The organism is Pseudomonas juntendi (assembly GCF_021560075.1).
GTDB lineage: Bacteria > Pseudomonadota > Gammaproteobacteria > Pseudomonadales > Pseudomonadaceae > Aquipseudomonas > Aquipseudomonas juntendi.
The window spans coordinates 1842640-1856938 of sequence record NZ_CP091088.1 but is presented as its reverse complement, the minus strand read 5'-3'; the positions used below and the strand labels follow the sequence as shown (position 1 = coordinate 1856938).

Genomic DNA, 14299 nt, shown 5'->3' with positions numbered 1-14299 from the left:
CGGGCTCCGGCCCCGTCCTTGGGGCCTTGATGTCGGGTCGTGCGTCATCTGTTCGCTTCAATCGCCCGCCCAGGCCACCGCAATACGCCCGACCTGCGCCAGCACGGCCTCGTCCTGCGCGCGGATCCTGCCGGCATGGTGGGCATCGGATTCGTAATACGCGGCGACGATGACCGGCGCCCGGCCCGGCGGCCAGAACACCGCGACATCGTGGGTCTTGTTCGGCATCAGCGGCGCGATTGCAGAACCGGTCTTGTCGCCGGCCTGCCAGTGCGGTGGCGTGGCGGCGCGCAGGCGGGCAAGGCCGGTGCCGGTTTCAACCATCCATTCGCGCAGGCGTTCACGGTCTTCGGGTACGAGCATCTCGGAGGTGAACAGACGGGCCACGTGCTGCGCCATCGCGCGCGGCGAGGTGCTGTCGCGCAGGTCGCCGGGCGGCAGCAGATTCATGTCTGGCTCCAGCCGGTCCAGCCGGCTCACTTCATCGCCACTGGCGCGCCAGAGTGCGGTGACGGCTTCCGGCCCGCCCAACTTGCGGATCAGCAGATTGGCGGCGGCGTTGTCGCTGGTCAGCTGGGTGGCGCGGGCCAGTTCGGGTGCGGTCAGCGTGCTGCTGCCGAGGGCCAAGTGTTCGCGCAGCACCGGTGAATGCGGCACCAGATCGTCATCGCTGAAGTGGATCGGTGCGGTGCCGTCGAGCCGGCCCTGCCGTGCCGCATCCAGCACCGTGGCCGCCAGCAGCAGCTTGAATGTCGAGCACATGCCGAAGCGCTCGTCTTCGCGCCAGCCCAGACTGCGGCCACTGCCGGCATCCAGCGCGAACACGCCCAGACGCCCGCCGTTGCGCAGTTCCAGTGCCGCCAGCGCATCGCTTGCGGTATCGGTTGCGTCATCGGGAGCGCGCGGCGCGCCAGCGCATGCGGCCAGCATAAACAGCAGCAATGCGGCCAGCGGCCATGCGCGGATCTGTGTGAAGTAAAGGAACATCGGCTGCGAACCTTGGCGAAGGGGCGGCCATGATGCACCCCGCATAAGCGGCCGCGCAAGCGCCGCTTTGGGCACAGATCGGGCACAGATCGGGGGTTCATGCGTGGGTTTTCGACATCGCGGGGCCACGCAGCGGCTCAGTGCGTAGCCATTTCTCACCGAATCCCGGCACAGGGCCGAGCGCAGCCCCGCGGGGTCGTGTCCGCATCGGATCGGATTCTGCTTTCGCTTCCGGTTGAGTGGCCGGCGCCTCATCACGCGGCCGACGGCGGGGCGCGCGCTGCGGGCCGGTAGTGCGCTTGCTCCAGGGCGCCGTGCTTCTCGAAGTGGGCGAGGATGGCGTGGATGGCGGTGGGTTCTTCGATGCTGGCGACGATCCGCGCCGCGCCGCCGCAGTGGGCGCAGGTGGTGACGTCGATGGAAAAGACCCGCTTGAGGCGTTGCGCCCAGCTCATCGCACGGCGCTTCTGCTCGGGGCTGCGCGGCTCGTCGTGGGCGCTGACGTCCACTGGCGCCGCATCGCCCGCAGGCCGCTTGCCGCGCCCCGAGGGCGTCAGCTGCGCACGCAGGTTTGCATTCGGGGCGAATACGCCGTGGAAGCGGGTGAGATGCGCGCGAGGTGGCGGGACCAGTGCCGCCAGCTTGGCGATGAAGTCCACCGCATCCCATTCGACATGGGTGGTGCCATTGCGCCATGGCGTCTTGAGCTGATACCGCACCCTTCCCTGCGGTGAGATCGATAGCCGCTGCTCGCTGATCGCCGGGCGCGTGATGTAGCGGCACAGCTTTTCGAGCTTGTGGCTTTCGTGTGCTTCCGCGGCCACGCCGGCATGCAGCGAGAAGCCGCCGACCTTGCCGGCATCGCCCTCCAGCGAGCCTGCGTCACCGGGCAATGTTTGCAGCGTGACGACCTTGCGGCCAGCGTCGCGACCGGTGGCGATGCGGTAGGTCATCGAACTCATCCGCAGCCCATCCATGCTGTCGTCGCCTGCAGCGCTGTCTGCCAGGAAGGCCGATTCGCCCTCCCCTTCGAGCCAGCCTTTGCGCGTCAGGTGCCGACACACCCGGTGCGCGATGGTAGCTGCCAGCTGGGTCAACTGCGCGGTGGTGGGCGCACGGGCGCGGTGCAGGCGCAGTTCGCGCCGCGGCAGCTCGGTGGCTTCCACGTACACGCCGTCGAGCCACAGCATGTGGAAGTGGATGTTCAGGTTCAGCGCGCTGCCGAAACGCTGGATCAGCGTCACCGCGCCGCACTGGGCGCTGGCGCGGTCGATGCCGGCTTGATCGGCCAACCAGCCGGCGATCACGCGCTGCACGATGCCCAGCACCGGGCCAATGGCTTCTGGCTTGCTGGCGAACAGGAAACGCAAGGGGTACGGAAAGCTCAGCACCCATTGCCGCACAGGCCGCGGGCCGAACACCTCCTCGACCAGGTGCCGCGCACTCTCGGCCATGCGTCGCGCGCCGCAACTCGGGCAGAACCCGCGCTTCTTGCAGGAGAAGGCCACCAGCCTCTCTGCACGGCAGTGCTCGCACACCACCCGCAGGAAGCCGTGCTCGAGCACGCCGCAACGCAGGTAGGCATCGAACGCCTCGCGGACATACCCGGGCAGCGAGCGGCCCTCCGCTTCGATCCGTGCAATGAAGTCCGGGTAGTGCGCCTCTACCAACGCGTACAGCAGCGTGCGCTCGGGCGCGTGGCGCGCGTACCGCGAACCGGTGTGGGCGGACGGCAGTGGCGCGCATCCCGCGGCTTGCCGCCGGGATGTGGCGAGGCGCGGCACGCAGCGCTCCGGTGCGGGGACGGCTGCTCAGTGTTGCGCCTGTGTTCGCACGTTCGTATCGGTGCGTTCTGATCTTCGCGCCAGACATTGCCGCGGCGCGGGCACAACAAAAAGCCCGGCATCGCTGCCGGGCTCCGGCCCCGTCCTTGGGGCCTTGATGTCGGGTCGTGCGTCATCTGTTCGCTTCAATCGCCCGCCCAGGCCACCGCAATACGCCCGACCTGCGCCAGCACGGCCTCGTCCTGCGCGCGGATCCTGCCGGCATGGTGGGGCCGAACGAGCTCGTAGCTGGGTCGAGGTCAGGATAGGGGAAGAATTCGAGCTGCAAACCGCCGCGCTGCAGGATCATCCAGCCGCGATCCTTCCAACTCGTCGCAAAGCCCAGCTTCGCATAAAACGCCTCTGTCACATCGAAATCGCGCGATGGCAGATTGGGGGTGACGTGGTCAGCCATGGCTCAGCGCAGCTTGTCGGCCATGCGGGCCGTATGAGTGATTGCGGCGCGGCTATCGGGGGCGGAATGGCTCATCACGATCATGCTGGCCTTGGGGAACGCCGCACCAAACGCGCGCGCTGACGCGGCGTAGTGCTCAGTGTCGGCATCACCGAGATTGCCGAGCGACTTGGCCTTGCTGTCCTTGATCAGGCAGCCACCAAAAGCGATGTCGGTGCCGTCGATCCCAACGGTGATATTGTCACTGGTGTGGCCGGGGCCGGGGTAAAATACCTTGAGCGGGCCAAAGTTGGGCGCGGTTGCTGGTTCGACCCAGCCATTGGCGGCGAAAGTCAGGCTGTGTTGCGCCGCAACCATCCCCTCTTGCGGGGCAAGCTGGTTCGACAACGCATTGGCATAAGTCGCAATCCCCGCCGCATGCAGCGCGTCCATACCGCCCATCTTGTCCTGATGCGCGTGAGTCACCACCGCCAGCGCGACCGGCAGGTTGATCTCCTGCTTGATCCAGTTGAGGATCTGGGCGGTCTGGTCATCGGTCCAGGCGGTATCGACCACCAGCACGCGGCCGCCATCCCTGACGATCAAACCGTTGGAAGCGACTGCCCCGAAACCCGGCATGTCGAGATAGGAAGTGTGCTGCCAGACATTCGGTGCGAGCTGGCGGAAAACCAGATCGCCAAACCGTTGGTCGCCAGTTTCCATTTGCTGGCCAATCGTCGGGCGGATTTCACCGGGCATGCACCCGCTCAGCATCAATGCAGCGGCTAATGCGGTGCTCAGCTTCGCGACCGGGTGCATAATATTGGGCAATTCCATCAAGTTTTCCTTTTATTCAGCATTAAAAACCCCGCAAATGCGAGGCCTAGTAAATAGATGATCTTAATTTGGTTCACTGTAGCAAAAATATGGGGCGAATTCAAACATGAGGTGCGACAGTTTCAAAAGCCATATGATAATCAACAAGCTGAGCAAATTTCTCTAATGGTGTAAGCCAATCTAACGCCTTTCTGCGTATAGGAAGTTCAAACGCCCTTTTCGGGCAGTCTGCTGGGTAGGCGGCGGTCGCGCAAGCCCCGTTTTGGGCACGGATCGGACGTCTGTGAGTGGGATTTCGGCATCGCGGGGCCACGCAGCGGCTCAGTGCGTAGCCATTTCTCACCGAATCCCGGCACAGGGCCGAGCGCAGCCCCGCGGGGTCGTGTCCGCATCGGATCGGATTCTGCTTTCGCTTCCGGTTGAGTGGCCGGCGCCTCATCACGCGGCCGACGGCGGGGCGCGCGCTGCGGGCCGGTAGTGCGCTTGCTCCAGGGCGCCGTGCTTCTCGAAGTGGGCGAGGATGGCGTGGATGGCGGTGGGGTCTTCGATGCTGGCGACGATCCGCGCCGCGCCGCCGCAGTGGGCGCAGGTGGTGACGTCGATGGAAAAGACCCGCTTGAGGCGTTGCGCCCAGCTCATCGCACGGCGCTTCTGCTCGGGGCTGCGCGGCTCGTCGTGGGCGCTGACGTCCACTGGCGCCGCATCGCCCGCAGGCCGCTTGCCGCGCCCCGAGGGCGTCAGCTGCGCACGCAGGTTTGCATTCGGGGCGAATACGCCGTGGAAGCGGGTGAGATGCGCGCGAGGTGGCGGGACCAGTGCCGCCAGCTTGGCGATGAAGTCCACCGCATCCCATTCGACATGGGTGGTGCCATTGCGCCATGGCGTCTTGAGCTGATACCGCACCCTTCCCTGCGGTGAGATCGATAGCCGCTGCTCGCTGATCGCCGGGCGCGTGATGTAGCGGCACAGCTTTTCGAGCTTGTGGCTTTCGTGTGCTTCCGCGGCCACGCCGGCATGCAGCGAGAAGCCGCCGACCTTGCCGGCATCGCCCTCCAGCGAGCCTGCGTCACCGGGCAATGTTTGCAGCGTGACGACCTTGCGGCCAGCGTCGCGACCGGTGGCGATGCGGTAGGTCATCGAACTCATCCGCAGCCCATCCATGCTGTCGTCGCCTGCAGCGCTGTCTGCCAGGAAGGCCGATTCGCCCTCCCCTTCGAGCCAGCCTTTGCGCGTCAGGTGCCGACACACCCGGTGCGCGATGGTAGCTGCCAGCTGGGTCAACTGCGCGGTGGTGGGCGCACGGGCGCGGTGCAGGCGCAGTTCGCGCCGCGGCAGCTCGGTGGCTTCCACGTACACGCCGTCGAGCCACAGCATGTGGAAGTGGATGTTCAGGTTCAGCGCGCTGCCGAAACGCTGGATCAGCGTCACCGCGCCGCACTGGGCGCTGGCGCGGTCGATGCCGGCTTGATCGGCCAACCAGCCGGCGATCACGCGCTGCACGATGCCCAGCACCGGGCCAATGGCTTCTGGCTTGCTGGCGAACAGGAAACGCAAGGGGTACGGAAAGCTCAGCACCCATTGCCGCACAGGCCGCGGGCCGAACACCTCCTCGACCAGGTGCCGCGCACTCTCGGCCATGCGTCGCGCGCCGCAACTCGGGCAGAACCCGCGCTTCTTGCAGGAGAAGGCCACCAGCCTCTCTGCACGGCAGTGCTCGCACACCACCCGCAGGAAGCCGTGCTCGAGCACGCCGCAACGCAGGTAGGCATCGAACGCCTCGCGGACATACCCGGGCAGCGAGCGGCCCTCCGCTTCGATCCGTGCAATGAAGTCCGGGTAGTGCGCCTCTACCAACGCGTACAGCAGCGTGCGCTCGGGCGCGTGGCGCGCGTACCGCGAACCGGTGTGGGCGGACGGCAGTGGCGCGCATCCCGCGGCTTGCCGCCGGGATGTGGCGAGGCGCGGCACGCAGCGCTCCGGTGCGGGGACGGCTGCTCAGTGTTGCGCCTGTGTTCGCACGTTCGTATCGGTGCGTTCTGATCTTCGCGTCAGACATTGCCGCGGCGCGGGCACAACAAAAAGCCCGGCATCGCTGCCGGGCTCCGGCCCCGTCCTTGGGGCCTTGATGTCGGGTCGTGCGTCATCTGTTCGCTTCAATCGCCCGCCCAGGCCACCGCAATACGCCCGACCTGCGCCAGCACGGCCTCGTCCTGCGCGCGGATCCTGCCGGCATGGTGGGCATCGGATTCGTAATACGCGGCGACGATGACCGGCGCCCGGCCCGGCGGCCAGAACACCGCGACATCGTGGGTCTTGTTCGGCATCAGCGGCGCGATTGCAGAACCGGTCTTGTCGCCGGCCTGCCAGTGCGGTGGCGTGGCGGCGCGCAGGCGGGCAAGGCCGGTGCCGGTTTCAACCATCCATTCGCGCAGGCGTTCACGGTCTTCGGGTACGAGCATCTCGGAGGTGAACAGACGGGCCACGTGCTGCGCCATCGCGCGCGGCGAGGTGCTGTCGCGCAGGTCGCCGGGCGGCAGCAGATTCATGTCTGGCTCCAGCCGGTCCAGCCGGCTCACTTCATCGCCACTGGCGCGCCAGAGTGCGGTGACGGCTTCCGGCCCGCCCAACTTGCGGATCAGCAGATTGGCGGCGGCGTTGTCGCTGGTCAGCTGGGTGGCGCGGGCCAGTTCGGGTGCGGTCAGCGTGCTGCTGCCGAGGGCCAAGTGTTCGCGCAGCACCGGTGAATGCGGCACCAGATCGTCATCGCTGAAGTGGATCGGTGCGGTGCCGTCGAGCCGGCCCTGCCGTGCCGCATCCAGCACCGTGGCCGCCAGCAGCAGCTTGAATGTCGAGCACATGCCGAAGCGCTCGTCTTCGCGCCAGCCCAGACTGCGGCCACTGCCGGCATCCAGCGCGAACACGCCCAGACGCCCGCCGTTGCGCAGTTCCAGTGCCGCCAGCGCATCGCTTGCGGTATCGGTTGCGTCATCGGGAGCGCGCGGCGCGCCAGCGCATGCGGCCAGCATAAACAGCAGCAATGCGGCCAGCGGCCATGCGCGGATCTGTGTGAAGTAAAGGAACATCGGCTGCGAACCTTGGCGAAGGGGCGGCCATGATGCACCCCGCATAAGCGGCCGCGCAAGCGCCGCTTTGGGCACAGATCGGGCACAGATCGGGGGTTCATGCGTGGGTTTTCGACATCGCGGGGCCACGCAGCGGCTCAGTGCGTAGCCATTTCTCACCGAATCCCGGCACAGGGCCGAGCGCAGCCCTGCGGGGTCGTGGCCGCATCGGATCGGACTCTGGCTTGGCTGCCGGCTGTGTGGCCGGCACCTCGTCACGCGGCCGGCGGCGGGGCGCGCGCTGCGGGCCGGTAGTGCGCTTGCTCCAGCGCGCGGTGTTTCTCGAAGTGGGCGAGGATGGCGCGAATGGCCTTGGGGTCTTCGATGCTGGCGACGATCCGCACCGCGCCGCCGCAGTGGGCGCAGGTGGTGACGTCGATGGAAAAGACCCGCTTGAGCCGTTGCGCCCAGCTCATCGCACGGCGCTTCTGCTCGGGGCTGCGCGGCTCGTCGTGGGCGCTGACGTCCACCGGCACTGCATCGCTCGCAGGCCGCCTGCCGCGCCCCGATGGCGTCACCTGCGCGCGCAGATTCGCGTTCGGGGCGAATACGCCGTGGAAGCGGGTGAGATGCGCGCGTGGTGGCGGGACCAGTGCGGCCAGTTTCGCGATGAAGTCGACCGCATCCCATTCGACATGGGTGGTGCCATTGCGCCATGGCGTCTTGAGCTGATACCGCACCCTTCCCTGCGGTGAGATCGATAGCCGCTGCTCGCTGATCGCCGGGCGCGTGATGTAGCGGCACAGCTTTTCGAGCTTGTGGCTTTCGTGTGCTTCCGCGGCCACGCCGGCATGCAGCGAGAAGCCGCCGACCTTGCCGGCGTCGCCCTCCAGCGAGCCTGCGTCACCGGGCAATGTTTGCAGCGTGACGACCTTGCGGCCAGCGTCGCGACCGGTGGCGATGCGGTAGGTGATCGAACTCATCCGCAGCGCGTCCATGCCGTCGTCGCCCGCCGCGCTGTCGGACAGAAACACGGATTCGTCCTCGCCTTCCAGCCAGCCTTTGCGCGTCAGGTGCCGGCACACGCGATGCGCGATGGTGTTGGCCAGTTCCGTCAGTTGCGCCGATGTGGGCGCACGGGTGCGGTGCAGGCGCGGCTTGCGCTGCGGACGCTCGGTGGTGTCCTCGTACACGCCGTCGAGCCACAGCATGTGGAAGTGGATGTTGAGATTCAGCGCGCTGCCGAAGCGCTGGATCAGGGTCACCACGCCGCATTGCGCCGTATCCCGCGGCACGCCGGCCTGATCGGCAAGCCAACCGGCGATCACACGATGCACGATGCCCAGCACCGGGCCGATCGCCTCAGGCTTGCTGGCGAACAGGAAGCACAACGGGTACGGGAAACTCAGCACCCATTGCCGCACCGGCCGCGGGCCGAACACCTCCTCGACCAGGTGCCGCGCACTCTCGGCCATGCGTCGCGCGCCGCAACTCGGGCAGAACCCGCGCTTCTTGCAGGAGAAGGCCACCAGCCTCTCTGCACGGCAGTGCTCGCACACCACCCGCAGGAAGCCGTGCTCGAGCACGCCGCAACGCAGGTAGGCATCGAACGCCTCGCGGACATACCCGGGCAGCGAGCGGCCCTCCGCTTCGATCCGTGCAATGAAGTCCGGGTAGTGCGCCTCTACCAACGCGTACAGCAGCGTGCGCTCGGGCGCGTGGCGCGCGTACCGCGAACCGGTGTGGGCGGACGGCAGTGGCGCGCATCCCGCGGCTTGCCGCCGGGATGTGGCGAGGCGCGGCACGCAGCGCTCCGGTGCGGGGACGGCTGCTCAGTGTTGCGCCTGTGTTCGCACGTTCGTATCGGTGCGTTCTGATCTTCGCGTCAGACATTGCCGCGGCGCGGGCACAACAAAAAGCCCGGCATCGCTGCCGGGCTCCGGCCCCGTCCTTGGGGCCTTGATGTCGGGTCGTTGCCGGGATCGGACCGCGCTGGCGCGGTCCGGTTCCCTGACGACCGGGCCAACCGGAGCCAAGGCGTCCTGAGATAGCCCGGTCATCCAGCGCGCTTCCCTTACCCTCTCGAACAGCTTGCCCACGTCGCCGCCTCCTTGTGGGCAACGAGAGTGCGTCGGGGTGGCGCGTAGTAAGTTAGTAACACTGTATGGCCCCAGCCATCGAGGATCAGGAGCAGCACGGGTTTCGGTGTGGGCACGAGCGCATTCCGCAAGAACGATGCCGAGCGCGTGCGCGAGCACCTGTACGCATTCGGGCAATCCGTGCTGCACACCGAAATGCAACGCCTGCTTGGCCGCGCATCAACAAGGATTAATTCATGAGCATCAAACAAGAGACCTGCCGCCGACTGGGCCTGCCATGCGATGGTGTTGCGATCACGCACTTGACGGCGGGGCAACTGGCCACGGCCCTGCGCGCCTTCAAGGCCTGCGAGGCGCTCACTGAGCGTGGAGCCCGTGGCATCGACGCGGCGCTGATCGAAGTCATGGCCGAAGCAATAGCGGGCATCACCGGCGCGGAACCTGCCTGTTGCCGCGCGGGCGGAGCGGCGGGCGGGGGCGGCTGCGGCTCGACCTCCGCGTCGAGGAAGTCATCACCGAGGTGCGGCTGGAGTTCAGCCGTCATCGCAAGGAGGCCAAGAACCATCACGCATTCGCCGAGATTCGAAACCGCTGCGTGCGGCGGGGCTTGATACCGCCCTCGCACAACACGTTGCGAAGCCGCTTCGCCGGCGTTCCGGCGCGTGAGCGCGTCGGCCTGAAGTACGGAAAGAAGGTGGCTCGTGAGCGATACGAGCATATCCGAGGCAAGACGCCCGAAACGACGTTTCCACTTGAGCGTATCCAGATCGACCACACGCTCGTCGACGTGGTCTGCGCGAGCGCTTTCGACCGTGAGCATGTCGGCCGTCCCTGGATCACTATCGCGCTCGACGAATGCACCCGAGCCGTCCTCGCGTTCGTGCTGACCTGGGAATATCCAAACGCCTCGACCGTCGCTCAGTGCATGACGCGGGTGATGACGCCCAAGGATGAGTGGCTGGAGCGCGTCGGCGTTCCACTCCCATGGCCGATGTATGGCACGCCCAATAGCGTCTATCTCGACAACGCAGCTGAGTTTTGGTCACGCGCCCTGTTCTATGGGTGCAGGGAATACGGCATCGCGCCGCCCGAGCATCGCCCGCCAGGGCTGGTCCATTTCGGCGGCATCATTGAACGCTTCATGGGCACGGCGATGGACCAGATGCGGCTGCTCCCCGCAGCAACCGCCCGTGATCGCGGCTTCGACAAGGTCAAGACCCGCAATCCGAACGAGGCGGCCGAGATGACCCTCGATGAGCTAGAGGTCTGGATGCTCGAGTTCATCTGCGGCCAGTATCACGTCCGGCCGCACAGCACGACCAAGCAGCGCCCGGATCTGGCCTGGGAGCGCGGCATCTATGGCACCGAGAAGCGTGCAGGCGCCGGCCTCCCGCCGATCATCGCTGACAAGCAGAAGCTCTATCTCGACTTCGCCGACATCGAAGACCGGACGATCGAGCGCTACGGCATGCGCTGGGACAATATCGAATACTGGGACGAGGTGTTGCGGCCGTTCCTGGACGCTGGAGAGCAACGCAAGTTCGTCGTCCGCCGAAACCCCTACGACGCCTCACGCATCTACTTCCTCCACCCAATCGAGGGGACCTATTGCGAGCTGCGCTGCGAGCAGATTACCCTTCCCAACGTGTCGGTGTGGGAGTTCAACGAGACCCGCAAGCGGTTGGTCGCCCAAATCGGCGACAAGCCGGACATGGCGACCATCATGGCGTCAATGGAGCGCCAACGCCTGCTGGAGCAGGACGCACAGAACGCGAAGAAGCGACACAGGAGTCGCTTGAAGCAGGAGCGTCGGCGGGTCGGCGAACAAGTCACCGCCGAACTCACGCCGCATGCGCCCATCTCCGAAGACGCACCGCCAGCGCCGCAGGCTCCGGTTCGTCGCGACATCTTTTATGAGATCGACGAATGATCCTCATCTCGCAGGACCGCCGCCTCACCAAGGCCGCCCGCGAGGCGCTTGAGGCGGACAACACCGCCCAGCGGCTCAACCTGATCCGGCAGAAAGTCTTCATCCGCTACGCCGCCGCCGATGCGATCACCGAGCGGCTTCAGGAGGCGCTGGAGGATTATCCGACCGAAGGCGACAGCCACATCCTGATCTGGGGGCCGTCGGGCATCGGCAAAAGCCAAATCGTCAAGCGCTTCGCCAAGTTGCAGAACCTCCCGGACGATCCGAGGGCGTCCAAGGCCAACGTCCCGGTGCTGGTCGTGAGCATGGGGCCGACCGGTTCTGCCCGAGGGCTGCTGGTGCGGATCCTTGGGCAACTCAACGCGCCCTACGGCAAGAGCGCGAGCACCGACACCCTTTATCCTGACGTCCTCAGACTGCTCCGAACCAGCGGGGTCAAGATCCTGGTCATCGACGAATTGCATCACATCGAGAAGGGCAATCGCAAACAACGCGAAGAGGCGCTGGCGACAATCAAGCTGCTCGGCAATGACCTCGGCATCACCATCGTCGGGTGCGGCACGATCGCCGCGCTGCGCACGCTTCGGTGGGACCCGCAGATCGAGCGCCGGTTCGAGCCGCATCGACTCGAGGTCTGGGGTCATAACGAACAGACCTATGGCCTGCTCAACAGCCTGGAGACCTGTCTGCCGCTTCGCCACGCTTCCGGGCTTTCCGATGACAAGATCGCGACCTGGATTATCAACGAGTCGGAGGGGACCACGCGCGAGATCGCCTATCTGGTGCGCCGCGCCGCCCTGATGGCCATCCGCTCAGAGAAAGAGCGCATTGATCTTCCGCTGCTGCGCTCGCTGAACCATGTGAGGCCATCGGTTCGGCGGCAGCGGGAGGACGTCCTCCTCAGAGCCGCCTCGCTGCCGCCGCTCTGAGATGTCGGACCTGCGTCTGTGGCCTTGGCGTCCCCGCCCGCAGGCCGACGAACTGCTCTCTAGTTGGCTGCGGCGGATCGCGCTCGGCAACTCCGCCAAGCTGCATAGCTTTTGTCACGCCGTCTGGCCCGGGCTGCAGATCTGGAATCGCGACATCGACGGGCTGGCGCCGCCTCGGCTCATGGAGGGGCTGGTCGCGCATACCGGGGTCGATGCGCAGGTCGCGGAGTTGACGACCTTCCGGCCCTGGGTCGGCACGTTGTTCGAAGAGGTCCGGGTCACGGGGGCGACCCAGTGGCTGCTGCCCGTGGGCATTCATCACCGCACCCGCCGGCGGCCGGGCCAGCAGTGGTGCCCCCTCTGCCTGACCGAGGACGCCGAGCCCTACTATCGGCGTCGCTGGCGCCTGGCGATCGCCAGCACCTGTCCTCGCCACGGCTTGGTGCTGGCCGACAGCTGCCATGACTGCGGCGCGCCCGCGGTCCCTCATCGGGGCGCCGATCCCTGGTGCCACATCTGCACCGCCGATCGGCGCGACCACCCGGTGATGGCGGCCGAGAGCCAGGCGCTACAGTTCGAGTTTCGGCTCAGCGAAATGCTCGCGCCCGACGTCGTCCCGCGGACCGACTTGGAGGCCATTCACCCGCTGGCCTATTTCGGCCTGGTTCGTCAGGTGATGACCGTGCTCAGCGGCGGCGAGCGGTCGCAGGGTCTGCGCGACGAGGTCGCGCGCAGTTGGGGCGGTGATCCCGCGCCCTACGCCGCCAAGCAGATCGAGACCGCTTCGGCCGCTGATCGACATCGACTATCAGGCCTCACCGCCCGGGCGATGCGCGGGTGGCCGTGGCTGTTTGTGGGCCACTGCGCCGACGCCCGGGTCTGGAAGTCCTGGGCGTTTGCGGACCGGCGCTATGGCCGATCACCGTTCGCCTATGCCGATCCAGTGATCCGTTACCTGACGCCCTGACGGCGGTCGCCTGTTCGTCGCTGGGTGTTGGATGCGTTGCCGCTGCGCCACGGTGAGTCTTCATTAACGCGACGCCTTTCATCATGAATCTCAAACAGTTGCGACGCTACTCTCGCGCGGGCTTTTTGCTACCAAATTGGCGTTTATGTTTGCCATAGTCGGCCGTTCATGCGACATTTCTTCATATAAGGTTGCCCGGAAGCCATTATCGGTTGCCGGGCTTTTCGACTCGAAGGACCGCATCATGACCAAGCCCATGCTCCAGCCGAGTCAGCTCGGTGAAACTTCCACGTGGAAGTCGCCAATGTGCCACGGCGTCATTGCTGCCTTTTTGCTCGCCCGATCCCCATCGTGGAAGTCGCTGCGGAGGCCGACGCCATGGTGACGGTGTTCGGCATTCTGAATCTCACCGAGGACTCCTTCTTCGATGAGAGCCGGCGGCTAGACCCCGCCGGCGCTGTCACCGCGGCGATCGAAATGCTGCGAGTCGGATCAGACGTCGTGGATGTCGGACCGGCCGCCAGCCATCCGGACGCGAGGCCTGTATCGCCGGCCGATGAGATCAGACGTATTGCGCCGCTCTTAGACGCCCTGTCCGATCAGATGCACCGTGTTTCAATCGACAGCTTCCAACCGGAAACCCAGCGCTATGCGCTCAAGCGCGGCGTGGGCTACCTGAACGATATCCAAGGATTTCCTGACCCTGCGCTCTATCCCGATATTGCTGAGGCGGACTGCAGGCTGGTGGTTATGCACTCAGCGCAGCGGGATGGCATCGCCACCCGCACCGGTCACCTTCGACCCGAAGACGCGCTCGACGAGATTGTGCGGTTCTTCGAGGCGCGGGTTTCCGCCTTGCGACGGAGCGGGGTCGCTGCCGACCGGCTCATCCTCGATCCGGGGATGGGATTTTTCTTGAGCCCCGCACCGGAAACATCGCTGCACGTGCTGTCGAACCTTCAAAAGCTGAAGTCGGCGTTGGGGCTTCCGCTATTGGTCTCGGTGTCGCGGAAATCCTTCTTGGGCGCCACCGTTGGCCTTCCTGTAAAGGATCTGGGTCCAGCGAGCCTTGCGGCGGAACTTCACGCGATCGGCAATGGCGCTGACTACGTCCGCACCCACGCGCCTGGAGATCTGCGAAGCGCAATCACCTTCTCGGAAACCCTCGCGAAATTTCGCAGTCGCGACGCCAGAGACCGAGGGTTAGATCATGCCTAGCATTCACCTTCCGGCCGCCCGCTAGCGGACCCTGGTCAGGTTCCGCGAAGGTG

11 protein-coding genes and 1 pseudogene are annotated in these 14299 nt (G+C 66.1%); 4 read left to right on the top strand and 8 right to left on the bottom strand.

Going from position 1 to position 14299, the window contains the following annotated elements; all coding sequences use genetic code 11:
- Positions 1 to 57: 57 nt before the first annotated feature.
- From L1P09_RS08625 to L1P09_RS08590, 8 genes and pseudogenes are all read right to left on the bottom strand, one after another.
- Positions 58 to 987: an extended-spectrum class A beta-lactamase PME-1 gene (locus tag L1P09_RS08625; protein WP_063864599.1), complete on the bottom strand. Its 930-nt coding sequence runs from the start codon at positions 985 to 987 to the stop codon at positions 58 to 60.
- A gap of 254 nt (positions 988 to 1241) precedes the next feature.
- Complete coding sequence (locus L1P09_RS08620) at positions 1242 to 2771, bottom strand: IS91-like element ISCR24 family transposase (RefSeq protein ID WP_085286952.1); 1530 nt, start codon at positions 2769 to 2771, stop codon at positions 1242 to 1244.
- 271 nt (positions 2772 to 3042) lie between these two features.
- Positions 3043 to 3225, bottom strand: a pseudogene (locus L1P09_RS08615) (hypothetical protein); the annotation flags it as partial.
- Between the two features lie 3 nt (positions 3226 to 3228).
- Positions 3229 to 4041 carry a subclass B1 metallo-beta-lactamase NDM-1 gene (locus tag L1P09_RS08610; RefSeq protein ID WP_004201164.1) on the bottom strand — a complete coding sequence of 271 codons (813 nt, stop codon included), beginning with the start codon at positions 4039 to 4041 and terminating at the stop codon, positions 3229 to 3231.
- Positions 4042 to 4479: 438 nt separating this feature from the next.
- On the bottom strand, positions 4480 to 6009 hold the full coding sequence (locus L1P09_RS08605) for an IS91-like element ISCR24 family transposase (RefSeq protein WP_446839537.1): 1530 nt from the start codon (positions 6007 to 6009) through the stop codon (positions 4480 to 4482).
- A gap of 185 nt (positions 6010 to 6194) precedes the next feature.
- The gene (locus tag L1P09_RS08600; protein WP_063864599.1) at positions 6195 to 7124 is read right to left on the bottom strand and encodes an extended-spectrum class A beta-lactamase PME-1; all 930 of its coding nucleotides are present in this window, start codon (positions 7122 to 7124) and stop codon (positions 6195 to 6197) included.
- A gap of 254 nt (positions 7125 to 7378) precedes the next feature.
- Positions 7379 to 8908, bottom strand: a complete 1530-nt coding sequence (locus L1P09_RS08595) for an ISCR element clade Ia family transposase (RefSeq protein WP_456239198.1) — start codon at positions 8906 to 8908, stop codon at positions 7379 to 7381.
- Between the two features lie 27 nt (positions 8909 to 8935).
- Positions 8936 to 9202, bottom strand: coding sequence for a hypothetical protein (locus tag L1P09_RS08590; RefSeq protein WP_032634101.1), 267 nt, complete (start codon positions 9200 to 9202; stop codon positions 8936 to 8938).
- Positions 9203 to 9650: 448 nt separating this feature from the next.
- Between L1P09_RS08590 and L1P09_RS08585 the strand changes: the two genes are divergently transcribed.
- The 4 genes from L1P09_RS08585 (at position 9651) to sul1 (ending at position 14246) form a co-directional block, all read left to right on the top strand.
- Positions 9651 to 11132 carry a Mu transposase C-terminal domain-containing protein gene (locus tag L1P09_RS08585; RefSeq protein WP_050157626.1) on the top strand — a complete coding sequence of 494 codons (1482 nt, stop codon included), beginning with the start codon at positions 9651 to 9653 and terminating at the stop codon, positions 11130 to 11132.
- Complete coding sequence (locus L1P09_RS08580; RefSeq protein ID WP_015460531.1) at positions 11129 to 12061, top strand: TniB family NTP-binding protein; 933 nt, start codon at positions 11129 to 11131, stop codon at positions 12059 to 12061. Before L1P09_RS08585 ends, L1P09_RS08580 begins: the two co-directional genes overlap by 4 nt.
- Position 12062: 1 nt before the next feature.
- The gene (locus L1P09_RS08575) at positions 12063 to 13028 is read left to right on the top strand and encodes a TniQ family protein (RefSeq protein WP_015460530.1); all 966 of its coding nucleotides are present in this window, start codon (positions 12063 to 12065) and stop codon (positions 13026 to 13028) included.
- Between the two features lie 378 nt (positions 13029 to 13406).
- The gene (gene sul1, locus L1P09_RS08565; protein ID WP_000259031.1) at positions 13407 to 14246 is read left to right on the top strand and encodes a sulfonamide-resistant dihydropteroate synthase Sul1; all 840 of its coding nucleotides are present in this window, start codon (positions 13407 to 13409) and stop codon (positions 14244 to 14246) included.
- The last annotated feature ends 53 nt before the right edge of the window (positions 14247 to 14299 follow it).